At 55.0% G+C, this 24,030-nt stretch carries 24 protein-coding genes and 1 pseudogene; 17 read left to right on the top strand and 8 right to left on the bottom strand.

The genetic code is table 11. The features are described 5' to 3' along the window. Positions 1 to 2 precede the first annotated feature (2 nt). The 3 genes from DL346_RS20535 (at position 3) to map (ending at position 1,464) form a co-directional block, all read left to right on the top strand. On the top strand, positions 3 to 221 hold the full coding sequence (locus tag DL346_RS20535; RefSeq protein ID WP_133257547.1) for a hypothetical protein: 219 nt from the start codon (positions 3 to 5) through the stop codon (positions 219 to 221). 235 nt (positions 222 to 456) lie between these two features. Next, positions 457 to 645: a hypothetical protein gene (locus tag DL346_RS20530; RefSeq protein WP_112884249.1), complete on the top strand. Its 189-nt coding sequence runs from the start codon at positions 457 to 459 to the stop codon at positions 643 to 645. Positions 646 to 717: 72 nt separating this feature from the next. Next, positions 718 to 1,464, top strand: coding sequence for a type I methionyl aminopeptidase (map, locus tag DL346_RS20525; RefSeq protein WP_112884248.1), 747 nt, complete (start codon positions 718 to 720; stop codon positions 1,462 to 1,464). A 2-nt stretch (positions 1,465 to 1,466) separates the two neighbouring features. Here map and DL346_RS20520 read toward each other — a convergent pair whose 3' ends face one another. Next, entirely contained in the window at positions 1,467 to 2,414 is a 948-nt protein-coding gene (locus DL346_RS20520; RefSeq protein ID WP_112884247.1) for an AraC family transcriptional regulator, read from the bottom strand. A 117-nt stretch (positions 2,415 to 2,531) separates the two neighbouring features. Between DL346_RS20520 and DL346_RS20515 the strand changes: the two genes are divergently transcribed. After that, positions 2,532 to 3,179 carry an SOS response-associated peptidase gene (locus tag DL346_RS20515; RefSeq protein ID WP_165822599.1) on the top strand — a complete coding sequence of 216 codons (648 nt, stop codon included), beginning with the start codon at positions 2,532 to 2,534 and terminating at the stop codon, positions 3,177 to 3,179. A gap of 133 nt (positions 3,180 to 3,312) precedes the next feature. Here the strand turns inward: DL346_RS20515 and DL346_RS20510 are convergent, their stop codons facing one another. Further along, positions 3,313 to 4,101, bottom strand: coding sequence for an AraC family transcriptional regulator (locus tag DL346_RS20510; RefSeq protein ID WP_165822598.1), 789 nt, complete (start codon positions 4,099 to 4,101; stop codon positions 3,313 to 3,315). A gap of 129 nt (positions 4,102 to 4,230) precedes the next feature. On the opposite strand from DL346_RS20510, the pseudogene pyk reads away from it, so the two are divergent. Together pyk and DL346_RS20500 are read left to right on the top strand one after the other, a co-directional pair. Then, positions 4,231 to 5,235: pseudogene (pyk, locus tag DL346_RS20505) on the top strand (pyruvate kinase); the annotation flags it as partial. A 165-nt stretch (positions 5,236 to 5,400) separates the two neighbouring features. Then, a complete protein-coding gene (locus tag DL346_RS20500; protein ID WP_112884244.1) occupies positions 5,401 to 7,347 on the top strand; it encodes an ABC-F family ATP-binding cassette domain-containing protein in 1,947 nt (648 codons plus the stop codon). An 81-nt stretch (positions 7,348 to 7,428) separates the two neighbouring features. Here DL346_RS20500 and DL346_RS20495 read toward each other — a convergent pair whose 3' ends face one another. Then, a complete protein-coding gene (locus DL346_RS20495; RefSeq protein ID WP_112884243.1) occupies positions 7,429 to 7,869 on the bottom strand; it encodes a Dps family protein in 441 nt (146 codons plus the stop codon). A gap of 360 nt (positions 7,870 to 8,229) precedes the next feature. Between DL346_RS20495 and DL346_RS20490 the strand changes: the two genes are divergently transcribed. Then, the gene (locus tag DL346_RS20490; protein ID WP_112884242.1) at positions 8,230 to 8,853 is read left to right on the top strand and encodes an NAD(P)-dependent oxidoreductase; all 624 of its coding nucleotides are present in this window, start codon (positions 8,230 to 8,232) and stop codon (positions 8,851 to 8,853) included. Between the two features lie 75 nt (positions 8,854 to 8,928). Then, on the top strand, positions 8,929 to 9,759 hold the full coding sequence (locus tag DL346_RS20485; RefSeq protein ID WP_112884241.1) for a hypothetical protein: 831 nt from the start codon (positions 8,929 to 8,931) through the stop codon (positions 9,757 to 9,759). An 83-nt stretch (positions 9,760 to 9,842) separates the two neighbouring features. On the opposite strand, the gene DL346_RS20480 is transcribed toward DL346_RS20485, so the two are convergent. The 4 genes from DL346_RS20480 to DL346_RS20465 all read right to left on the bottom strand — a co-directional run bounded on the left by DL346_RS20480 (position 9,843) and on the right by DL346_RS20465 (position 13,849). Continuing rightward, a complete protein-coding gene (locus tag DL346_RS20480) occupies positions 9,843 to 10,223 on the bottom strand; it encodes a DUF6220 domain-containing protein (protein WP_112884240.1) in 381 nt (126 codons plus the stop codon). 840 nt (positions 10,224 to 11,063) lie between these two features. Next, entirely contained in the window at positions 11,064 to 11,315 is a 252-nt protein-coding gene (locus DL346_RS29980; RefSeq protein WP_476739441.1) for a transposase, read from the bottom strand. A 738-nt stretch (positions 11,316 to 12,053) separates the two neighbouring features. Continuing rightward, positions 12,054 to 13,040 carry a hypothetical protein gene (locus tag DL346_RS29320; protein WP_206098563.1) on the bottom strand — a complete coding sequence of 329 codons (987 nt, stop codon included), beginning with the start codon at positions 13,038 to 13,040 and terminating at the stop codon, positions 12,054 to 12,056. A 197-nt stretch (positions 13,041 to 13,237) separates the two neighbouring features. Then, positions 13,238 to 13,849 carry a superoxide dismutase gene (locus DL346_RS20465; RefSeq protein WP_112884238.1) on the bottom strand — a complete coding sequence of 204 codons (612 nt, stop codon included), beginning with the start codon at positions 13,847 to 13,849 and terminating at the stop codon, positions 13,238 to 13,240. Between the two features lie 276 nt (positions 13,850 to 14,125). Here DL346_RS20465 and rfbC point away from each other — a divergent pair, with 276 nt between their 5' ends. The 8 genes from rfbC to DL346_RS20425 all read left to right on the top strand — a co-directional run bounded on the left by rfbC (position 14,126) and on the right by DL346_RS20425 (position 20,818). Next, positions 14,126 to 14,695, top strand: coding sequence for a dTDP-4-dehydrorhamnose 3,5-epimerase (gene rfbC / locus DL346_RS20460; protein WP_112884237.1), 570 nt, complete (start codon positions 14,126 to 14,128; stop codon positions 14,693 to 14,695). Then, complete coding sequence (rfbB, locus tag DL346_RS20455) at positions 14,692 to 15,681, top strand: dTDP-glucose 4,6-dehydratase (protein WP_112884236.1); 990 nt, start codon at positions 14,692 to 14,694, stop codon at positions 15,679 to 15,681. Before rfbC ends, rfbB begins: the two co-directional genes overlap by 4 nt. After that, positions 15,678 to 16,538 carry a dTDP-4-dehydrorhamnose reductase gene (gene rfbD / locus DL346_RS20450; protein WP_240633331.1) on the top strand — a complete coding sequence of 287 codons (861 nt, stop codon included), beginning with the start codon at positions 15,678 to 15,680 and terminating at the stop codon, positions 16,536 to 16,538. Before rfbB ends, rfbD begins: the two co-directional genes overlap by 4 nt. Before the next feature lie 280 nt (positions 16,539 to 16,818). After that, a complete protein-coding gene (locus DL346_RS20445) occupies positions 16,819 to 17,241 on the top strand; it encodes a GNAT family N-acetyltransferase (RefSeq protein WP_112884235.1) in 423 nt (140 codons plus the stop codon). Positions 17,242 to 17,368: 127 nt separating this feature from the next. Continuing rightward, positions 17,369 to 17,920 (top strand): DUF402 domain-containing protein, encoded by a 552-nt coding sequence (locus DL346_RS20440; RefSeq protein WP_112884234.1) that lies wholly within the window; start codon positions 17,369 to 17,371, stop codon positions 17,918 to 17,920. 5 nt (positions 17,921 to 17,925) lie between these two features. Next, complete coding sequence (gene lepB, locus DL346_RS20435; RefSeq protein ID WP_112884233.1) at positions 17,926 to 18,594, top strand: signal peptidase I; 669 nt, start codon at positions 17,926 to 17,928, stop codon at positions 18,592 to 18,594. A gap of 16 nt (positions 18,595 to 18,610) precedes the next feature. Beyond that, a complete protein-coding gene (queG, locus tag DL346_RS20430) occupies positions 18,611 to 19,759 on the top strand; it encodes a tRNA epoxyqueuosine(34) reductase QueG (RefSeq protein WP_112884232.1) in 1,149 nt (382 codons plus the stop codon). A 24-nt stretch (positions 19,760 to 19,783) separates the two neighbouring features. Then, complete coding sequence (locus DL346_RS20425) at positions 19,784 to 20,818, top strand: HD-GYP domain-containing protein (RefSeq protein WP_112884231.1); 1,035 nt, start codon at positions 19,784 to 19,786, stop codon at positions 20,816 to 20,818. A 59-nt stretch (positions 20,819 to 20,877) separates the two neighbouring features. Here the strand turns inward: DL346_RS20425 and DL346_RS20420 are convergent, their stop codons facing one another. Continuing rightward, a complete protein-coding gene (locus tag DL346_RS20420; protein WP_112884230.1) occupies positions 20,878 to 21,711 on the bottom strand; it encodes an AraC family transcriptional regulator in 834 nt (277 codons plus the stop codon). 148 nt (positions 21,712 to 21,859) lie between these two features. Here DL346_RS20420 and DL346_RS20415 point away from each other — a divergent pair, with 148 nt between their 5' ends. Next, positions 21,860 to 23,947, top strand: a complete 2,088-nt coding sequence (locus DL346_RS20415; RefSeq protein ID WP_112884229.1) for an alpha-galactosidase — start codon at positions 21,860 to 21,862, stop codon at positions 23,945 to 23,947. The last annotated feature ends 83 nt before the right edge of the window (positions 23,948 to 24,030 follow it).

The raw sequence follows: 24,030 nt of genomic DNA, 5'->3' as shown, positions 1-24,030 counted from the left end.
AAGTGGTTAGTCCATGGATGACGAATACGGTCATTTTGTTTGGCGTCATTGTTGCCGTCGTAGGCGTTGTCGCCTATTTACGCGTATATAAGAACAGTGCTTGGTCAACCACCACGCCGTCATCGCGCCCGCATCCAACCGACCAGGCGAATGAAGATCTGCGCCAATCAGCGGAGGAGTCGGCAGCTGCCGGACAGTCGTCAGAGGACGACAAGAATTAAAAGTTATGTAAAAATTTGCGCTGTTCGCTTTTTTCTAAGAATTTAAAATGTTATAATTGAAAGATAAATGAGACAATTTGATTTCAAGCTTCTGTCTACCCTCATGGATTCACCTGCTTCAAGGCGGATGTCGTTAGGACTCCAAGTGAAGTGCCAGCCGCGGTTCAAGTTCCGCCGCGCGCGTTCTCGTATCGATTTTGTTTGGACCACCAACCGATGCTAGGGAGGGGATTTCATGGCGAAACGCAGCCATAATGAAGTCAAAGAAAGCCTCAAGGAACTAACTCGGATTTTTCAGCCGAAGGATTCCCGCAAGTTCGTACGAGACTATATCCGCAAGTACCGGATTACCGGCGGATATGAGGAGGAACTAACGATGCTCGTCGAGCATGAAATGGGAAGACTTCGATCGTCGGTCAGCTAATAAGAAAAACTATGAAACCTTGCCCGGAACGATAGGGACAAGGTTTTTTTGTTTTCACCGGAGGGATGCCTTGTGATTCATTACAAGACCGACGAGCAGCTGCGGCTTATTCGCAAAGCCGGGCGGATAGTCGCGGGCTGCCATGCGGAGATTGCCAAGCGGCTGCGTCCTGGCGCGACGACGCTTGAGATCGATCGTTTTGCCGAAGAGTATATGCGCAGCCACGGGGCGAAGCCGGCCCAGAAGGGTTATAAAGGCTATCCATTCGCGACATGCGCTTCGGCCGGCGACGTGGTCTGCCATGGATTTCCGCGGGATGTACCGCTGCGGGAAGGGGAAATCGTGACGATCGATATGGTTGCGGAGTTGAACGGCTGGATGGCGGATTCGGCTTGGACGTATGCGGTGGGCAAGGTCAGTCCCGAGCTTGAGCGGCTCATGAACGCGACGAAGCATGCCCTCTATCAAGGGATCGCGCAGGCGAGGGCAGGCAAGCGGATCGGAGATATCGGCCATGCGGTGCAGCAGGTCGCGGAAGCGGAAGGTTACGCCGTCGTCGATGCGTTTATCGGACACGGCATCGGAAGGAGGATGCATGAGGATCCGCAGGTTCACCATACAGGCAAGCCGGGCAAGGGCAAGAAGCTTGCCCCAGGGATGGTGATTACGATCGAGCCGATCTTCGTCATAGGCAACCCGGACTTCAGCATCGAACAGGACGGCTGGACGGCGAGGACGATGGACGGCTCGATCGGCGCTCAATTCGAACATACGGTGGCGATTAAGGACGGAGAGGCAGCCATTTTGACCAAAACGTGACGCTAATTGGGGGAGAGCCGGTATTGCCGCGGGGTAACGCCGGTTTTTTTCTTGAACAGCTCGTGAAAAAACTTCATGTCCGAGTAGCCCGCACGCGCGGCAATTTCGTTGATTTTATCGTCGCTGCCAAGCAGGAGCTTGCAGCTCAGATCGATCCGCGCGCTCTGTACATAGTCCAGAAACGTCATGCCCGTCGCCTTCTTGAAGCTGCGCTGAAAATGCCGCTCGCTTATGCCTAGCCGCGCAGCCATATCGGCCACATGCAGCTCCGCCGTGCATTCGGCATCGATCTGTTCGATGATGTGCTGCAAGGAGGCGGAAGCTCGGGTCGTCTGATGAGGCGGCTCTTCCGGCTGCGGCCGCTGCTTGTCCTCAAGCCATCTGCGGTAGACCAGAACGAGCAGCTCGATCGTCGCGGCGCATAGGCTGGCGGCATACCCGGGCTTGCGGGACGTGAACTCGTCATGCAGCTTATGGAAGAGATGCCTGCCTTCCTCGTTGCGGTCCCGGATATGGAGCCATTGCCCGGCATCGTTCAGTCCTTGAAGCGCTTCGGCGATTTGAAGCCCTGCGGGCAGCGCTTGAAGAAGCTTGTCCATCTGCCGGGCGGGCAGGGTGCAATTGTACATCATGAGCGGCCGGCCTTTGTTAGCCGATTTGGGACGGAAGACGTGGGAGACGCCGACCGGAATGAAGAACAGATCGCCTCGCGATACGGGCACTTGGTCTTTGCCGATATAATGAACGCCGGTACCCTCGGTCACCATGCAAATTTCGATAAAATCATGCGCGTGCATGAGCAGCTCGAACGATTCGCGTACGCGGTTGATGAAAATAGGGGGCTCGTGGGACTCTCCATCCGTTTGGAACAGGGACGAGAACGGAAGCAGCCGTTCTCCTTTGGAAAACTTCTGCTGGTGTTTATTCGATTCTTCTGCGCGTTCACGCATGGATGCTCAGCCCTCCTCATGTTGCTATCTATTATAACGGATAAACGGATCTGCCGGCGCCGCACATGATTTTGGCTAAACAGGTAATAATAGCCGAAATAGATGGAGGTGTTTCCCATGTGTCAATCGATATCGATTACCGCCCAGGCCTCGGAGCTGACGGAGCGGTTCAAGCTCGACAATGTACTGTTCCATTTTTCTAACCGGTATGAGGTTAACCCGACGGATTCGGTTTCGGCGATTTTCGAGTCAAAGAACGGACGGATTTTGGATGAGTTTCGGTGGGGGATGGTGCCGTATTGGGCGCGCGATTCCGTGCGGATGGACAGCGCGGGGCTGTTCGACAAGCCGATTTATGACCGCATCGTACAGAAGCAGCGCTGCATCATTCCCTGCAGCGGGTTCTATGTGACGCGTACGATTGGCAAAGAGGTTCACAAAATGAAGCTCGCGATGCGAAGCGGCATCTTCGCGATTGCCGGGCTCTACGATGTATTCCGCCCGGCTTCCGGCGATGAGATGCGCACGTGCACGATGCTGATGACGGAGGCTAACTCGCATGTATCTCCGTACCAGCCGCTGATGCCGGCGATACTGGAGCAGGAGCATATCGGCGATTGGCTGGAACGCGGGAAGAAGACGCCCTACGAGCTGCGCTCGATGCTTCGCCCGATGGACGCGATGCGCATGCTGGCGATCCCGCTCTCCCCGACGGCGGACCATATGGTCGATTTCGACTCTCCGCGCACGGAGTGGGTGAAGTAATAGGTAAGGAAGGCCGCCAAGGATGACTTGGCGGCCTTTTTTTTTGGAGGGCATGCTGCCGCTCGATAACTTGGCTGTCCTTGGCGGCTTTGCTCACGCCACCGCATCGGACTAACGAACTCCAGCGGCAAGCTCACTCGAGCAGCGTGCGTTCCGCAATCAGGTCCGACGGCAGCTTGCCAATAATACGTTTGAAGATGCGGTTGAAGTACGACGGATCGCTGTAACCGAGATGTTCGGAGATGTCCTGCACGGTTAGCTGGGAGTGGCGCAGCAGGTAGTGGGCCGTCTTCATCCGTCTGCGGTGGACGTATTCGCTAATGGTCAGGCCGGTGACTTTGCTGAACAGCGAGGCGGCGTAGTTGGGGCTGACGCCGATGCAGTCGCCTAGCTCAAGCTTTGTTATTTTGCTCCTGTAATGGTCCTCGATATAGCGCTTCATCCGCTCGATGTGCTGAATGGAGGACGGCGCTTTCTCGCCCTCGTCATATTCCCGGCTGATCGTGACGAGCAGCTCGGTCAGCAGCGCCGAGCACATGATCGAGAAGTAGCGGTCGCGATCGCTCCATTGTTCCACGATATAAAGCAGCTTCTCCAGCAGCAGCTCCGGCATATGCGTCACCCAGCGCAGCGGCGCCCGGCGCGATAAGATCGGCAGCAGCTGCATCGTAGAAATATCGGCCGGACTGAAGCGTACCGTCACGCTTTCACGGATGCTTCCGGTGCCGCGCATCTCAGCGGCGGGAACGCCGGCCGGTATGAGCAGCAGATCGTTTTTGCGGCAGCTGATCGTTTGGCCCGAGAAGGCGTAGCTGGTCTGGCCGAAGCGCACCCAAACCAGCGTATAGCTGTCCATGCCGAGCGTCCGCCGATCCCCTTGAAGGATGCCGCGCTCTTGTTTGATGTCGAAAATATGAAACATAGGCTGTCGCTCGCTCCCGAACATTGAACGTACTATTTTACAACCACTGTACTATAGTCCTACCTACTCGCGCAATTGTTCTTTTACAATAGGAGCAACAGAATGAATCTAGACCTGGGAGTGAGCGGCATGAAGAAAACAGCGATTGTATGCACGATGGGACCTGCTTGTATGTCGGCGGAGATGCTGGAGGGCATGCTGAAAGCAGGCATGAATATAGCGAGACTGAACTTGGCGCATGGGGAGCTGGATGATCATCGTCAGCGGATTTTGGCCGTTCGGGCGGCGGCGAGCAAGCTGAATGTACCGGTTTCCTTTATGCTGGACATTAAAGGTCCGGAAATCCGGACAGGAATGCTGCAGGAATCATCCTACATGCTGAGAAGCGGCGATTTTCTGACGCTGACGACCGAGCCGATCGTCGGTACGGCATCGCGGATCTCCGTGTCCTATGACTTGGCGAAGGATGTTAAGGTTGGTTCGCGCATTATGATCGACGACGGTTTGATCGAGCTGGAGGTTGTTCGCATCGAAGGCAGCGAAGTGGTCTGCGTCATTTTGAACGGCGGCATTATCAAGTCGCGCAAAGGCGTTAATTTGCCGGGCATCCGCACCAGCCTGCCGGGCGTGACGGAGAAGGACAAGCTGCATATCGCCTTTGGGATCGAGAACGGCGTCGATATGATCGCCATGTCGTTCGTCCGCCGGGCGGAGGACGTGCTTGAGGTGAAGGGACTGCTGGCCGAGAAAGGCGCGAGCCACATTCAAATCATTTCGAAGATCGAAAACCAGGAAGGTCTCGACGAGCTGGCCGCAATCGTGGACGCTTCGGAAGGCATCATGGTAGCGCGGGGCGACCTTGGCGTCGAAATTCCGATCGAAGAAGTGCCGATGGCTCAGAAACGGATGATCGCCGCGTGCAACCGCGCAGGCAAATTCGTTATCACGGCAACGCAGATGCTCGATTCGATGCAAAGCAACCCGCGTCCGACGCGCGCTGAGGCTTGCGACGTGGCCAATGCCGTGTGGGACGGCACGGATGCGGTGATGCTCTCCGGCGAAACGGCTTCGGGCAGCTACCCGGTGGAAGCGGTGCGCACGATGGCGGCCATCGCGCTGAAGGCGGAGCAGGCTGTGGGCGATTTCGCGAAGAAAGATTTGATCGAAGCTTAGTTCATCGTTTAAAGTTAGGAGATACGAAGAAACGGAACCTGCGCCCGTTGGAGGCGTGGCCGGTTTCTCGAGGCGCAGAACGCGGCTGCGTTTTGCGATCCACTAACGTTAGGCGGGAATGACGAGATGCACGTATTGACGGTTGATCATATTTCGAAGAGCTACGGTGAAAAAATATTGTTTGAAGATGTGTCGTTCGGCGTGGAAATGGGCGACAAAATCGGGATTATCGGCGTTAACGGCACCGGTAAATCTACGTTTCTACAAGTCGTTGCAGGTCTAGAGCCCCCTGATTCGGGCTCTATTCTTGTTGCAGGCGGCGCCACGGTGCGGATGCTCGCGCAGGATCCGCAGTTCGATCCCGAGCAGACGGCGCTTGCCCATGTGCTCGGCGGCGATTCGCCGCAGATGGCGGCGGTGCGCGCGTACGAAGAGGCGCTGCAGGCGTTGGAGCTGAAGCCCGGCGACGCGGCGCTGCAGGAAAAGCTGGTTCGCGCGAACCAGCGCATGGACGAGCTGGACGCGTGGGGCATTGAGAGCGAGGCAAAGATTGCGCTCTCCAAGCTCGGCATCGCCGACTACGGCGCGAAGCTCGGCGTTCTCTCGGGCGGCCAGCGCAAGCGCGTCGCCATGGCGGCCGCGCTCATCCAGCCGGCCGACGTGCTGCTGCTCGATGAGCCGACGAACCATATCGACAACGAATCGGTCGCTTGGCTCGAAGGGATGCTGCAGAAGCGCAAGGGCGCGCTGCTCATGATTACGCATGACCGGTATTTCCTCGACAGGGTCAGCAACCGGACGCTGGAGCTCGATAAAGGAAAGGCGTATTTCTATACGGCGAATTACAGCAAATTTCTGGAATTGAAGCTTGACCGCGAGGAACGGGAGGCGGCATCGGAGGCGAAGCGAAAGAACCTGCTGCGCAATGAGCTCGCTTGGATGCGCAGAGGCGCGCAAGCGAGGACGACGAAGCAGCAGGCGCGGATTAAGCGCTTCGAGGAGCTGCAGGCCGCGGCGCCGGAGAAGGCAGGCGGGAAGCTGGAGGTTTCGGTCGCGTCGACGCGGCTCGGGAAGAAAATTATCGAGATCGAGGGATTGACCAAGTCCTTCGAGGGACGGACCGTCATCCGTGATTTCAATTACATCGCGGTGCCGGAGGATCGCGTCGGCATCGTTGGCCGCAACGGCCTAGGCAAGTCGACGCTGCTTAAGCTGATCGCCGGCAAGCTTGAGCCGGATGCGGGCGAAGTACGGCTCGGCCCGACCGTGAAGCTGGGCGTCTTCTCGCAGGAACGCGAGGAGATGGATGAGACGATGCGCGTCATCGATTATATCCGCGAAAGCGCGGAGCGGGTGACGACCGGGGATGGAACGACGGTCACCGCGGCGCAGATGCTGGAGCGGTTTCTATTCCCGCCTGCGCAGCAATGGACGCCGATCGCGAAGCTCTCCGGCGGCGAGAAGCGGCGGCTGCAGCTGCTGCGCGTACTGATGGAAGCGCCGAACGTGCTGCTGCTCGACGAGCCGACGAACGATTTGGACATTACGACGCTGACCGTGCTGGAGGATTATCTGGACGACTTCCCGGGCGTCGTGATCACGGTTTCCCATGACCGGTATTTCCTTGACCGGACGGCTGAGCGGATTTTCGCCTTTGAAGGCGACGGCACTATCGTGCAGCATGTCGGCAACTTCTCGGACTATCAGGCCTATGCGGCAGAGCACGGCGTGCGTTCCGCAGGGGCTGCAGACGCAGGCGTGGAGCGTAAGCCTGCTGGTGCGCCTGAAGAGACAGCCGGGAACAAATCCGCATTCGAGCAGCCGGCCGGGCCGACGAAGATGTCCTACAAAGAGCAGAAAGAGTTTGAGTCGATCGACTCCGATATCGAGAAAGCGGAAGCGGCGCTTGCTTCTGTGCAAGCGAAGATGGAAGCGTCGAGCAGCGACTCCGCCACGCTTCAGGATCTGCTGCGGGAGCAGCAGGAGCTTGAAGCGAAGCTGGAGCATCTGATGGACCGCTGGACGTACTTGAACGAGCTGGCCGAGCAAATTGCGGCGAACAAGAAGCGATAAACGAAAAAAGACACCTTATGCTTCGGGAGCGTGGATGCTCGCCGTAAGCATGAGGTGTCTTTTTTTTCAGCCACGCCTAATTTACCGGCCGTTGAACGCTTTAAGCATCCAAATATGCTTCTCAAGCGAGCTGTGGATGGCGAGCAGCATATCGCCCGATGTTTCGTCGCCGGCGGATTGCGCCATTTCCATGCCTTCCTTCAGCTCGCCGGCTACAATTGTGAAGTCCGCTACGATGGCATCGACCATCTCGACCGCCGATTCGCGTCCCGTTGCTTCCTTCACGCTGGAGAGCTCGATGTACTCGGCCATAGTCGCGACAGGCTGGCCGCCGACGGCGAGCAGGCGCTCGGCGATTTCATCCACGTGAAGCGTAGCTTCTTCGTAGAGCTCCTGGAATTTCGTGTGCAAGGTGAAAAACTGGTTGCCTTTTACGTACCAGTGATAATTGTGAAGCTTGACGTAAAGCACGCTCCACGTGGCGATTTGTTTGTTTAAAATGGTTTGCAGGTTCGTCGTCATCTCGAACAGCTCCTTCATAATAGGATATACAAATTACATTTCCGCGGCTTGATTTGCCGCTTATGCCGAGGCTGCATTCCAGACTCGTCGCCGCATGCATAAACTCGTGCTTGGTCTTGGAACGCCCGGTGATTTGGCCGCATTTGCGCGTGCCCGGTCCTGCATGATCTTCGAGGCGAGGTGCTGACGCCACGGCCAATATTGGCTCGTTCACCAGGGATACCCATCTATTTTGCCGAAGCGCCAGTCGAAATAATCATGCTTTTTACTAAATAAGAATTAATTCTAAATTAAAATTATTATAAATAAGGGAAAAAGTCAATAGCCAAAAAACGTTCGGCAGAAAGGGAGTGCTGGAACATGAAGATCGTCGTGTTTGGCGCTAGCGGGCGTACCGGGCAGGAGGTCGTTCGGCAAGCGCTGGAGCAGGGGCATACCGTGACGGCCTTTGTCCGTTCGCCGCGGAAGCTGAATGCCGGCCAATACCAAGGAGGCGCTCTCCGGATTATGAAGGGCGACGCGCGGGACATAGAAGCGGTCAGCATGGCGATCGAAGGACAGGACGCCGTCTTGTCCTGTCTTGGCGCGAGCGGGCTTCGCGGTGGAGCGGCGCTTTCGGACATGGCCCGTAATTTGATCGCCGGAATGAAGCGCCATGGCGTCGAGCGGATCGGTTATGTCGCCTCAGCGGGCATCGATAACGAGCTTCCCGGTGCCGCCGGGTTCATCGTACAACTACTGCTGCGCCGCGTGCTGGCCGAACATCGCCGAGCCGCTGTTGCGCTGGCCGATAGCGGGCTGCAGTGGACGATTGCCCGTCCGCTTCAGCTGACGAACGGACGGAGGAGGGGGCTCTATCTTGAGGCGAGGCTTGGAGTGCCTAAGGGGAAAGGACGGATTTCCCGTGCCGATGTGGCGCATTTTTTGATTCGCGTCTTAAAGGATCCTACTTATGTGAACAAATCGGTCGCGCTGACCTATTAAACGCGCCTCGGGTATGAAGCATGCCATTTTGTGGAATATAGAGGGATGGCATGATTTTTCAAAGAGGTGAGCGGAATGAAACGAATGGCAGCAATCGCGGTGCTGCTTGCAGGGATCGTAGGATTAAGCGCGTGTACGAAAGCGGTAACCACCAGCAAGGCCGTAACGGACCCTGAACCTGCAAGCGGACATCATCATCACGAGCATCAAGCCGCTTCCGGCGATGTGCAAGCGATGTGGCAGATGAATCCCGAACAGCCGCAGGCAAAGGCGGCAACCCGAATTCGGTTTATGGCTCATGGCGCGGACGGCGAGCCGATCACGAAATTTGCGGTCCTTCACGAGAAGCTGCTGCATTTGATAGTCGTGAGCAAAGACTTGTCCTATTTTAACCATATCCATCCCGATTTCGACGGCGAAGGCATTTTCACGGTCAGTACGAAGTTTCCGTTTGGCGGAGAATACAGGCTGTTCGCGGAATATCAGCCGGAGGGCAGCGGCACGGTCGTTTCAAAACAAACGATCGAGCTAGGCGGGGAGAAGGAGCAGAAGCCGCTGACCGTGGACAAGGCATTAACGAAATCGACCGGGCATGAGATTGTTACGCTGTCGCATGGCCGCCTCGCCGCGGGTGAAGAGACGACGCTTGCATTCCATATTTCGGATGCGGCGACGAAAACGCCGGTGCGCGATTTGGAACCGTACTTGGGCGCGGCCGGGCATGTTGTAATCATTAGCGGCGATGCCGAGCAGTATATCCACGTGCATCCCGATAACGCCGACGCGGCAGGCCCGGAGGCTGTATTCCACGCCGTGTTTCCGAAGGCCGGCGTCTATAAGGTATGGGGGCAATTCGCAAGAGAAGGCAGACCGATTACGGTAAGCTACACGCTGCAGGTGAAGTGATCTAAGTGGAAAAAGGAAGCCGTGCATCGGGCGTGAACGCCCTTTGCGCGGCTTCTCTTTGTTTTATTATTCAAAATCGTGCGCTATCCGCGCCACAAGCGATAGGCATGCTTAAGGGTGTAAAGGGACATCCATAAGAGAATGACTGCGATAAGGGGATGAAGCGCCGAGAAATAAGGCAGCTTCGCGTTCAAATGCGCCGTTGCGTATTGCAGGATGATGAGCCCGAACATCGCTAGCGGGAGCCACCGAACTGTACCGCGTGCGCGGCCAAAAAAGGACAGGATGAAGATGGCGATCGGCATCAACTCGATGATGTGAACGAAGTTCGTGTGGTCTTTCCAATGTGCGGCATCGATAAAAACAGCCATGCCGGCTATATAGATTTGAATGGCAATACTTACAGCGAATAAGGCCGTTAAACAGACAATCGCCAATCGGACAGGTCGGTTGCGCTCGGGCATCGAGGCCCCTCCTTTTTTATTGGTAGCTGCCGCTGCGGAGCTGAGCTTAGGTTCATCTTACTTCCGATTGGATGGCTATGTAAATTAGCCGCAGGTCTAGTTTTTTCGAGCGGCGAGGCTAACAAACCGAATGTAACCAATTGCGATTGCAGCGACAGTAGATGCAGTTATGATAGCTTTCTTCATTTTGTCAGGGTGTGTACAATAATCATTTTGTGCAGTTGAGGTTGGGTAGCCGTCATCTTGTTTGGTCCCAACTAACTTTTTTTCAAAAAAAAAGAACTAATAACAATATAAGCAAACCTGCCAAAATAGTTGATGTACCATGAGGCAAGCTCACTCCTTACTTTTTCGATGAGAAAAAGCATACAGCGATAGAAATGATAGCTACTAGGAAACCTATAAAAGATAGGAACATATAAATAAAGAGTGGTACAGGACTAGGGTCCCCATAAAAACTTTTAAGCTCCTCTACATAATAATTAAAGTAATATAGTCCACTTAGAACTGCTCCACCTATCCAAACTAATGCTCCTAATACTGCCACTATTATTGGTTTTCTCGACTTAATCTTCACAATGATTCTCCTTAACGAAGTGTTATTCCGGTAAGCAGCATGAATCTCTATAGTTGTATACATTTTTTTCATCGAAGAAAAGAGTAATTTAACAACTTGAATTAAAGAGCTAGGCTACCCGTTGGAAGTCTGTTGGCATTACAAGGATACTTCTAAGTTTTTAAGATTTTAGGTAATAAGTTTTTAAGAAATTGTAAAATATTTATTGTTTTTCTAAAAATATCGAGATTAGCGAAAGTTCCTATTTATCGATTACTGAGTTTCTATTTAATTGGGCTAGTGGGGGGCATGGAACCTCGCCGCGTAGTTTGCCCGGACGAATATTCTCGCGAAACCAAACCTAAATAGGCGACCAGTTGCGCTGGCGAACGAAACCGCGCAAACGTGCCGATTTCTGCGACTATGGTGATGGCTGTAAGACGAGCGACACCGCGGTAGAGTTTGGAGCAGCTGGATAACGGAAGCTTTGCGCCTGTTGTGGCTTGTTGCAAAAGTGCGTTCTCCAACCGACTCATACGATTTTCTCGATCTCTTCTAGGCATGCAGCATTTCCGTAAACACGACTTGCATGGCTTCGTGTTCGAAGGTGAGTGAGGCAAGCCAAACTCGGTATTTTTTCGTCCAGCGGCGATTGATGGTCTCTGGTGGATGAAACTGATGACGCAAGAGAAAAACTTGAACATCCGTAGGCGGGAACGATTTGCATCTTCTTTCGCTGCTTCACGGGCATGAACCAAGTCACGCAAAGCCTCGTCATCACGCGAAGGGACATGGACAGAGGTCAGCTCGTCTGCACGAAACAGACGGGCTAGCTTCTCAGTATCCCGCCGATCCGTTTTGATAGGGTCACCAGACCTCTTCAGGATAAGTGAAGTTGTAATGACAGTGCAGCTCACTCCGATGGATTCGATCCAACTGTATGTTTCGTAACCAGTAGGACCAGTTTCGTAACAAAATGCCGGTGAATTCGCAGGACTTAACTCTTTAATTAGTTTTCAACCAGCGACAGGTGTGTGCGCAATTGAATCGTAGTAGTGAGGAAGCACTCGACCTGCATCTGCGACTGTGCAGAAATTTTTTTGGAGATATCTAAACCGACGAATCTTGTGACATACCGAATTAATGACAACCATTTTGCTTTGGAGCTCTCCATTTTTAGCCTACGATGTGATGCAGATACGGGGCTGTTTTTACGTTCATCATAGCTACATCAAATGAAAGCCCACAGTCTATGACTGTGGGCTTTTCGGCGGTTAGCCTTGTTGATTTTCCAGTTCGAGGAGCTGAAGCTGCTCGTAGTTGTTCTCGATTTGATCAGGGTTCAGTTGGAACGGATCATCGTTACGCGGGAAGCCGACAGGTCTGACGATGAGCTCGAGGCCGACGGTATCGTTGATTTGAACCGGCAGGTACAACAGCGATTCCGGAATGCGGCGGCCGTTGAGACGAAGGATCGTATCGACGCTGCCGACTACGGCTACGCCACTGACGGAAACGATGCGGCCGCGAGGGCCAAATCGAACGACACCTGTTCCGGCAAGCGCCTGCGCAATGTTCATGCCTGGGAAATGCCTTACATTATAAACATTCGTCACCCAAGGGAAGAAGGCGCCTCCGTTAATGACCACCCGTACAAAGCGAGGGAACGGGTGAGGGAACGGCCCTGGCCCTGGAATTGGAATTGGAATCGGGAGCGGAATCGGGAACGGTCCCGGGAATGGCGGAGGTGGGAACGGCCCTGGTCCAGGGAATGGCGGAGGCGGAGGAGGGAATGGCCCTGGTCCTGGCCCCGGTCCTGGGAACGGCGGAGGAGGGAATCCCGGCCCTGGAGGGAACATCCCCGGGCCACCTGGACCACCCGGTCCGCCTGGTCCGCCCGGCCCTGGAGGGAACATCCCCGGACCACCCGGTCCGCCTGGTCCTGGAGGGAACATCCCCGGACCACCCGGCCCGCCAGGCATGCCCGGCATCATGCCGCCACCTGGTCCGCCAGGCATGCCCGGCATCATGCCGCCACCTGGTCCGCCAGGCATGCCCGGCATCATGCCGCCGCCCGGCATCATGCCGCCACCTGGTCCGCCAGGCATGCCCGGCATCATGCCGCCGCCCGGCATCATGCCGCCACCCGGCATCATGCCGCCGCCAGGCATCATTCCGCGCGGCAGCGCACGAGGTCCGCCGCAGCCGCAATCGGACGTGTAGCCTTCAGGCGCACCGGGAATATACGCGTAAGTACTCATGTATCGATCTCCTTTACCGAAAGCATGGTTAGGTAAATGTCTCGGTTCAGTGTATGCGGCTATAGCCTAGGTGGTGTTAAATTCCCGGGCTTATGACTATCCTCGTCTCCAGCGGTATACATATAAAAAATGGATGAATCGCACAAAAAAAAGACCTCCGCACCTCAGGTGCGAAGGCCTTTCTCGAAAGCAGCTTATTATTTCGCTGCGTCGTAGCGTTTGCCAACTTCTGCCCAGTTTACAACGTTCCAGAACGCTGCAATGTAATCAGGGCGCTTGTTTTGGTATTTCAGGTAGTACGCGTGCTCCCATACGTCCAGGCCGAGAAGAGGCGTTTCGCCTTCCATGATCGGGCTGTCTTGGTTCGGGAGGCTGTATACTTTCAGCTTGCCGTCTTTGCTCAGTGCAAGGAAAGCCCAGCCGCTGCCGAAGCGAGTTGTTGCTGCTTTAGCAAAGTCAGCTTTGAATTGTTCGAAGCCGCCCAGCTCGCTTTCAATCGCGTCAGCAAGAGCGCCTGTAGGCGCGCCGCCAGCGTTTGGTCCGATTGTTTCCCAGAACAGGGAGTGGTTTGCGTGGCCGCCGCCGTTGTTGCGGACAGCTGTGCGGATCGCTTCAGGTACGCTGTTCAGATCTGCGATCAGATCTTCAACGGATTTGCTTTGCAGCTCAGAAGCGGACTCCAGAGCAGCGTTAAGGTTCGTTACGTAAGCGTTATGATGACGGTCGTGGTGAATCATCATCGTCGTTTCATCGATATGCGGCTCAAGCGCATTGTTTGCATAAGGCAAAGCGGGCAGTTGGTGTGCCATTGATCAAAAACCTCCTATAATATGTATCGTTTTCCTTTTCCATTATCCTCGTTCTCGGACAATAAATCAACAAAAATGTTTGTAAAGTAACGACTGCTGCCTACCGCCAAGAACACCTTCTAGCATGGACAAATCACGGTCTTGTAATTCATGGAAAATGAAACGGCGCGTCTATTTTCAGCAAATCGGCGTACGCATACAAGCAATGACGGAAGCCTTCGTATATATATAAGAGTACGAGTTGAATCGTTCGAGTCCACTAGATAAGGAGACGCTATGAACATTTCGAAGACCAAGTTGAAGGATGTTCTGCTAGTCGAGGCGGCGGTCCATGGCGACCATCGGGGCTTTTTTATGGAAAGCTACAATCAGGAGCTGTTCGCGAAGCACGGCATTCACCATATGTTCGTGCAGGATAATCATTCCCTTTCCGCTGAAGCCGGCGTGCTGCGAGGCCTGCATTATCAGCTGAATCCAAAGGCGCAGACGAAGCTCGTCCGCGTAACCGCAGGCGCAATCTACGATGTGGTCGTGGATCTTCGCGCCGGGTCGCCGACCTGCGGCATGTGGCAGGGCTTTATCTTAAGCGCGGCGAACAAAAGGCAGCTGCTCGTGCCGCAGGGCTTCGCTCATGGTTTCTGTACCCTAGTGCCGAATTGCGAAGTCCAGTATAAAGTAGACGCGCTATATTCCCCTGAGCACGACCGCGGCATTGCCTGGAACGATCCGCAGCTTGCGATCGATTGGCCGATATCCCATCCCATTCTGTCGGATAAAGACCGGAACCATCCTCCCCTTTCGAGGGCGGAGCATCATTTTACCTACGGAGGTGAATTAGACCGGTGAGACTATTGGTGACCGGCGGGGCCGGATTTATCGGCAGCAACTTTATCCACTATATGGCATCGCAGCATCCCGGCTATTCCATCATAAACGTGGATGCTCTTACGTATGCCGGCAATTTAAATAATGTAGCGTCGCTTTCGGATCATCCGAATTATGCGTTCATTCAAGCGGATATTGCCGACCGTGCCGCATTGGAGGCCGTGTTCGCAGGGGGCATCGACGCCGTCGTCAATTTCGCCGCAGAATCGCATGTCGACCGCAGCATCGCCCAACCGGATATATTCGTCAGAACGAACGTGCTCGGTACGCAAACGCTGCTTGATTTGGCTAAACGATACGGCACCGCAAAATTCGTGCAAGTATCGACGGACGAGGTGTACGGGACGCTTGGCGCAACGGGCTTGTTCTCCGAATCTACACCGCTAGCGCCGAATAGCCCCTATTCCGCCAGCAAGGCCGGAGGAGATTTGATCGCCCGCGCTTATCATGAAACGTTCGGCATGGATATCAATGTGACGCGCTGCTCCAACAACTACGGTCCTTACCAGTTTCCGGAGAAGCTGATTCCCGTCATGATTCAAAAAGCACTTGCAGGCCAGCCGCTGCCGGTTTACGGTGACGGACTTCATGTGCGCGACTGGCTCTACGTCGAGGATCACTGCCGTGCCATCGATCTGGTGCTGCATGGGGGACGGCCCGGCGAGGTCTACAATATCGGCGGTAATAACGAGCGCAGCAACCTGCAAGTGGTATCGACCATCCTTCGGGAGCTGGGCCGGCCGGAATCGCTGATTTCTTTTGTGAAGGATCGCCCCGGGCATGACCGGCGCTACGCCATCGATGCAGACAAGATTCGGAACGAGCTGGGCTGGAAGCCGAACTATGACTATGAGTCGGGCATCCGGGCGACGATACAATGGTACTTGAACCAACAAGACTGGATGGAGCGCATCCGCTCAGGGGCTTATTTAGGCGATTGCCCATGACGGCAGAGAGCGCGTTGAGCATCCTTGTGACAGGCGCGGGGGGCCAGCTCGGCAGGGAGCTCGTTCATTTGAAGGTTCAAGAGGACGTACGGATCATCGGCCTTGGACGAAACGAGCTGGACATCACGAATCCGGAACAATGCCGCGCGGCAATGGAGGCGCATCGCCCGAACGCGGTCATTCACTGCGCGGCCTACACGGCCGTGGACAAAGCCGAGACGGATGCGGACGAAGCATACCGGATCAATGCGCTCGGGACGCGAAACGTCGCTTTGGCGGCGAGGGCGTTCGGCGCGAAGCTTTGTTACATCAGCACCGATTATGTATTTGACGGCAAGGGCGGCAAACCCTATGACGTAGATGAACAGCCCAATCCGCAAACGGTATACGGTCAAACGAAGCTGGCGGGGGAGCGGGAGGTACAGGCATTGCTGGACCGCTGCTACATCGTTCGGACCTCTTGGGTTTATGGACCGTATGGCGCTAACTTTGTCAAAACAATCTTAAAGCTGGCCCGCGAACGGGACCGGCTGACCGTCGTAAGCGATCAGATCGGCTCTCCGACGTATACGCTGGACTTGGCCGAGTTTCTGGTCAGGCTAGTGCAGACCGAAAAATACGGCATCTACCACGTATGCAACAGCGGCAGCTGCTCGTGGCATGAGTTTGCCAAGGCGATCGTGCTGGAATCCGGGATCACCGCCGTTAAGGTTGACCCGTGCTCAACGGCGGAATATCCTCGCCCGGCAGCCAGACCGGCTTATTCAGTGATGAGCCATGCCGCGATCGACAGGGCAGGGTTGGAGGACCTAAGACCTTGGCGCGATGCACTCCGCTATTGTTTGAAGAGAATATGAGCGATTTGGAAGAACGAACTCCGGTAACGACGTTACCGGAGTTGTTTTCATGAGAAAATCAGTGCATTACGTAGCAATATGGACATATAGTAAAATAGAACTTGATATGAAAACGCTTAATTTAAAGCGTTTTCAATAGAAATCTGCAGTTTTTTCAACTTTTTTAAGGATTTTTAAAGATTTAAGAAGGATTTCGACCTTTTTTGTCGTATTATTAATTTTACCTAAAGAATGCGCACTGCCGAATTTCCATACTGCGTTTGAAGAGGAGCTTAAAGTTATGGACGTTAGATCCTTCCAATTAGCTGATTATCGGCCCGTTACGGAACTGCTGGAGACTGTGTTGTCACAAGAGTGCTACGAACAGACGATGGAGGCATTTGGCCGCCAGCTGTCATGGGACAGCGAGCTCGTCTTGGTTGCTGAGGTCGATAACGAGATCGCAGGCATCATTATCGGGACGATCGACAGAGGCAGAGGGTACTACTACCGAATTGCCGTGCATCCGAATTATCAACGCCGCGGGCTTGGCAAAGAATTGATCCGCTCGCTTCGCGGAAGGTTCGAGCAGCGGCATGTAACGAAAATCATGGTGACGGCTGACGAACATAACGAGCCGATTCTATCGCTTTATGAATCACTCGGCTATGCCACGACCGACTTTTTCCGATCCTTTCAAAAACTTAGCATTGTCGCGGGTTAATCCGTTCATCGACAAGCGCACTAATAAATATGTATTTCTGGACAAGCATATCTGCAGCGTCATTGATTTTGGCGAACAGATATGCTTTTCTTATAATAAGAACGTACCTCACAGGAGTTTTACGCTTATGACAACGTACCGTCCTTGTGTTATCAAGAGCTTCAAAAATAACGGCCATCTGCACCGGATGTGGCTGGAAAACTGGCAGGTGCCGGCGGAGCTGCTGGCGAGCGAGCATGCCGCGGAATCGATGCATGTGTTCATTAACCGCCAAACCCCGATTCAAGAAGCGGACGGCAAGCAGTGGATCAGCCGGGTGCCGGCTGTTTCCTTCTTTATCCCCGGCGAGTGGTTCAACGTGGTCGGCTTGCTCGAGGATCACGGCGTCCGCTACTACTGCAACGTGGCTTCCCCGCTTTTCTTCAAGAATGACGTACTCACCTACATCGATTACGACCTTGACGTTATCTTGCCCCGAGGAGGGAAGGCGCAAGTCGTGGATCAGGAAGAATATGAGCTGCATAAAGTTGCCTATCATTATTCGGAGGAAGTTAACCGAAAAGTAATGGAGGGGCTTCATGCGCTGCTGAAGCGGATCGAGCACGGACAAGCTCCGTTCAATGATGCCCTGGTTATGGCTTATTTTGAAGCGTGGTACAAACAAATGGGCGAGGTGTAGCGCACATGAACGTCAATTCAGGTTCGGGAGCGGAAGCTTCGCAGCAGGCGGAGCGTGCGGAATTCGGACCGCGCAAACGGACAGGCTCTTCGAGGAAAGCGCCGAAAGCGAAAACGGAGGCATCACGAAAGGAATCGAAGCCGCTGCCTCCTTGGGCCGAAGAGCTGCGCGATTGGGGGCGCACGCTGGCGATCGCCGTCATCGTCGTCTTCTGCATGCATTATTTTGTTTTCAACCTTTCGACGGTTGAAGGACAATCCATGGAGCCGACCTTGTACGAGAAGGAATGGCTGTTCGTGAACAAGATTTCCTACATGGTCGGCACACCCGAGCTGAGTGACGTGGTCATCTTGAAGGATCCCTCGCAAGAAGCGGAGCGGAAGGAATTTCTGGTGAAACGGATCGTCGGGATGCCGGGCGACACGATCGAGATCCGCCAAGGGCAGCTTTACCGCAACGGGGAGCTTGTCGTAGAGCCGTATACGGATACGGACATCGAGGATTTGGATTACGGTCCGGATAAAATTGCGGCCGGGCATTACTTCGTCATGGGAGACAACCGGCATCAGAATGCGAGCCGCGACAGCCGCTCGTTTCATTCCGTGCCGCGGGAGCTGATTATGGGCCGGGCGGATTTCATCCTTTGGCCAATCGCGAAGTTAAACGATTTGTAGTTGGAAGTGAACAATCATGAACAAGATCGACTGGGAACAGTTAAAAGCCGAGATGAAGGACGCTGCGGCGAGCCTTGGCATAGACAAAATCGGAATCGCTTCCGCGGCACCGTTCACCGAACTTAGGAAGCGGCTGGAGCGCCATCGGGAGCTGGGCTACGAGTCGGGTTTCGAAGAGCCGGATCTCGCGAAGAGAACGGAGCCTTCGCTGCTGTTCGAGGATCCGAAGTCCATCATCGCCATAGCGGTTGCTTATCCGTCGAAGCTTCAAGACCCGCCGAAGTCGGAGCCAGGCGCTAGACGCGGCATACTGTCCCGCTCTGCATGGGGCGAGGACTATCACGGCGTCCTGCGCGAGCGGCTGAGGCGGCTTGAGGCCTGGCTGCAGGAGCGCGTTCCGGAGGGGCGCTTCCTCGGCATGGTGGATACGGGCGCGCTCTCGGACCGCGCCGTGGCGGAGCGTGCGGGCATCGGCTGGATCGGCAGCAATTGCTCCATCATTACGCCGGAATGGGGCTCCTGGGTGTACCTCGGCGAGATGATCACGAATTTGCCGCTGCCGCCGGATGCGCCGGTGACGGAAAGCTGCGGCAGCTGCACGGCCTGCATCGACGCTTGTCCGACAGACGCGCTTGTCGGTCCGGGACAGCTGAATTCGCAGCGCTGCATTTCCTTCGTCACGCAGACGAAGGGCATCGTATCGGACGAACTGATGCGAAAGATCGGCAACCGGCTGTACGGGTGCGACACATGCCAGATCGTATGCCCGGAGAACAAGGGCAAGAACGCGACGCATCATCCCGAGCTCATGCCTGACAACGAGAAGGTGAAGCCGCTGCTCGTTCCGCTGCTGACGATGGGCAATCGGGCCTTCAAGGAGCAATACGGCGCAAGCTCCTCGGCGTGGCGCGGACGCAAGCCGATCCAGCGCAACGCGGTCATCGCGCTAGGCAATTTCAAGGATGCAAGCGCAATCCCGGATCTCGCGGAGGTGCTGCACGGCGATACGCGCTTCGAGCTCCGCGCGACGGCCGCATGGTCGCTTGGCCGCATTGGCGGCGAGGCGGCTGCGGAGGCTCTTCGCGCGGCGCAGCTGCGCGAGCAGGATGAAACGGTCCGGGAGGCGATCATGGGCGCCCTCTCGAGCTTAGCGGCTTCGACATAAAGGGGAAGAGGTTGACTTGACAGCATGAAATATGTCGACATGGAACGGGTGGAGCCGGGCGACATTCTCGGAAAGACGATTTATGCGGTCAATGGAACGGTGCTGCTTTCCGCGAATGTACAGTTGACCGTATTTATGATCAGTACCTTGAAGCGCATCGGCGTAACTAATGTGTATATTAAAAACGCGAGCATGCCCCGAGTGGATGAGCAGGATGAAATTCTGTCGGAGGAAACGAAGATCTCCATCATCCGGCAAATGTCCGAGACGATGGATGCGCTCCGCTCCGGCAAAGACCTGAATTCCCGTTCCATCAGCCTTGCGATCGAGGATCTCTTGTATGATGTCTTGAGCAACCGCGAGGTGCTCGTGCACCTGAATGAAATCCGGACAAGAGACAACGCGGAATATATTCACGCGATGAACGTCTGCATGATATCGGCTCTGATCGGCGTGAGCTTGCATCTGAATCAGGTGCAGCTGAAGGAGCTTGCGATCGGCGCGCTGCTGCATGATATCGGCAAGAGCGCACCGGATGCGGGCGGCGAAGACGCCGAACCGAAAAGCCATATGCGGAAAGGCTTCGAGCTGCTGAAGGCGAAACGGGAATTCAGCTTGCTCATCGCGCACGTGGCTTTCCAGCATCACGAGCATATTGACGGTACCGGCGCGCCGCGCGGCTTGTACGGCGATCAGATTCATTTGTACTCCCGTATCGTGGCGGTCGCCAACACGTACGAGAATTTGCTCCAGCACAGCGGTCCGGACGGTACCCCGGTGCTGCCGCATGAGGCGTGCGAGCAGCTGATGGCGATGTCGGGCACCCGTCTCGATCATGAGGTGCTGAAGCAGTTTATGCGCATCGTCTCCATTTATCCGAACGGCATTTCCGTCAGACTGACGACGAAGGAGACGGGCATTGTCGTCGGCCAGCACCGGGGATTGCCTAGCCGGCCGATCGTGCGGGTATTGGAGCGAGAGTCGAGTGACAGCGTGGGCAGCCGGGAGATTGATTTGGCGAAGCACACGACGGTCTTTATCGAGCAGGTGTTAGGATAAACGATTGTGCATGTGAAAGACGCTCTCCCGGAAGATGGGGGAGCGTCTTTTATTTTCGATCAAGCCTGCTGCCGGTCGATCGTCTTCCTGTAAGCCGCAGGCGACATGCCCTTAGCCTTCTTGAACATCCTTGAAAACAATAACGGATCTTGATACCCGACGGAGCGCGAAATATCGGAGATGCTGAGCTCCGGATGCTTCATGAGCCGGCAGGCGTTATGCATGCGCACGTCCATGAGATAGCGGTAAGGAGACGTTTGCAGGTGCAGATTGAACAGCCGGCATAGATATTTACTGTCCAAGCCGACGTGGCGGGCGATGTCGTTCAAGCCGATTTTGCTGGCGTAATGGGTCGTGATAAAGGCTGCGGCGCGGGTCGTATACAGCTCCGAATCTTGAACGGCATCGCCGTTTCCGGCTTCCGCGTTCAATGCGGCGAGCTCGCCGAGCAAGCTGTATAAGCTTCCGGTTAAGATCGATTCGGTCCCTTTAGCTTGAAGCTGAGCCGGCCATAGATGACGGAAAAGGGTATCGATCCGCTCCTGCCGGCCGTCAACAACCGGATGGCGGAAGGAAAAACCCGCCTCGGCCAGCAGCCGTTCGGCCAAGCATCCTTGAAAGCCGATCCAGCTGTATTGCCAAGGATGAGCGCGGTTTGCGGCGTATTTCGCAATGCGATGCGGAAACACAAGGAATAGCTGGCCTTCCCGCACCGGGTACTCCTGCCCGTCCGTTTCCAGCATCCCTTGACCGCTATGAATGTAGTGCAGGATATAAAAATCGCGGACGGACGGACCGACCTGATATCCGGGATCGCAGCGCTGCGTGCCGATTTCGATAACCTCCAGGTCCTGTTGGCCAATACTCGAGGAATAATAAATGTTAATAGCCAATAAGTTCGCAGCCCCATTTCGCTAGTAAGTTGACTAGGAGAAATTATACTATATTTGTCCGAAGATATGTTATGTCTCCTCTATCGCATATCGGCTAGAATGAAGCTGAAATGATTCCGATGCGACCGTATGGAGGTATGCGAAAATAATGCAGGTACAACTACAAAATCGTTTCTTTCGATTGCTTACGGACGGAGAAACAGCAGACAACGGCGCTCTATGGGGCATTCAGCTGGTATCGACGGGAAAGACGCTCGGCATCGAGGCGCCCTCGTTTGAAATCGACGGGAAAGTCCGCGCGTTTGCCGGCATTCGGTTAGCTCACGCAAACGGACCTACAATGATTTCCCCAGGCGTTGCGGAGCATGTCTTCGCGGGCAGCGACAGCGATGGATACCTGTTGCAGCTTACCGTTCGCGTAGCCGACGACAATCCGGTCCTCCGTTTCAAATACAGGATCAGCAGCGCCAATGCTGACAGCCGCCTTAGCAAGACGAGCGGCAAAGACAAGCTTTCGTATATGGCTGTCTCGTTCGAGGAAGCATCGAAGGTAACGGAAGTCCGTTTATCGGAATTCAACGAGCTCCTTCACAGCTTCGTTCTCGCGGAACACGAGGTGCGCGATAGCGCATTCGAGAACCGGCTTTGCCCGATGGGGCCCATTCTTGTTGGAGAAACGTCCGACGGCCACGCCATCCTTACGGCTTACGAGCACGGCTCCCAAGTACCGGATGCATACGTTGCGTATCAACTGGAGCCTGGCGGCCATGCCAGACTGGAAGCGGTAAAGGGGAACTACTACACGGGGCAGCCAATCGGCGGGGGCCGGCAATACGAAACGATTTGGCTGCAGGCCGCTCTGATCGAGGGCGATGAAAAGACGCTTGCGAGGCATTACCGCTCCTTTGTTTTGCATGCGATGAGTCCTAACGCGGAGAGCCGGAAGCCGTACATCTACTACAACACGTGGGCTTTCCAGGAGCGGAACAAGTTTTGGAACGGTAAAACGTATTTGGACTCGATGAAGGAAGAACGCATTTTGGCGGAAATCGACGTCGCGCATCGGATGGGCATCGAGGTGTTCGTCATCGATACAGGCTGGTACGTGAAAACGGGAGATTGGGAAGCGAATAGGCAGCGGTTCAGCGACGGGCTGAAGAGCGTAAAAGAGAAGCTCGACAGCTGCGGCATGAAGCTCGGGCTATGGTTCGACCCGCTTGCCGCGGGCATTACGAGCCGGATTCTCCAAGGCAGCGAGTCGTCCATTATTTCGTGGCAGGGTCGCAAGAACGAGCCCCGCGAAATATGGGAAACCGAGAAAAGCTACAAAATGTGTTTAGTCAGCGAGTACAAGGAAGTATTCGCCGATGAATTGATTCGGCTTGTCCGAGAGCTCGGCGTGACCTATTTCAAGTGGGACGCCATCGGGCAGTACGGCTGCTCCGATCCATCCCATCATCACGGCACCGAGGCCAACAGCGATGAGGAAAGAGCGGATTGCTACGCCTTCTCGATCGGCAGGGCGATGTCCGACATCGTCGATCGGCTGTGCTCCGTCTGTCCGGAGGCGATCGTCGATTTTGACATTACGGAGGGACATCGTTACGTCGGGCTCGGCTTTTTGTCTTCCGGGAAGTATTTTCTAATCAATAACGGTCCTTATTACCATAACTACGACATCCCTTGTCCCGAGGACAAATGGATCAATATTTTCGTCTATCCGGGCGCGGCCCGTCCATGGATATGCCGGACTCCGCTTACGTTCGACAAATGGATTCCGTCCGTCTTGTTTCTCACCCACTACCTGCCTGACGATCCCGAGGATTCGCAAATCGTGAACGTCGCGTCGCTCATTCTAGGACAGAACGGCATTTGGGGCGACCTGCTGTCCGTCTCCGATTCCGGCGTGCATTTGATCGGGGAGCTGCTGTCGGGCTACAAAAAAGTACGGGATGACATAACCGAGGCGTATCCGGTCATCGTCGGCAGTCCGGGCGGCAGTCCCGAGATTTATGAAAAGATTAACCGCGCGAACGGACGGGGAGCGATCGTCGCGTTCTCGAACGAGGCCGGAACCTATACGTACGTCACGGAATCGGCTCCTTCACGGGAGCACTGGACGCAAGAGGGCGTCAGTATCCGTTACGACGATCGCGGCCGCGCAGTCCTAGAGCTCGAATTCACGAAACGGGGGTCCGCCAAAATCGTCTATTTCGGCATCGACGGTCTGATTTGAAACGACGGCTTAGTTTTGAACGATGAAAGACCTTGTCCAAACGGACGGGGTCTTTGTTTTTTGACGCTCGCATGGTTTGCGAA

The organism is Paenibacillus montanisoli, from assembly GCF_003268025.1.
Taxonomy (GTDB): Bacteria; Bacillota; Bacilli; order Paenibacillales; family Paenibacillaceae; genus Paenibacillus_Z; species Paenibacillus_Z montanisoli.
This window is presented reverse-complemented; position numbering and strand designations above follow the sequence as displayed.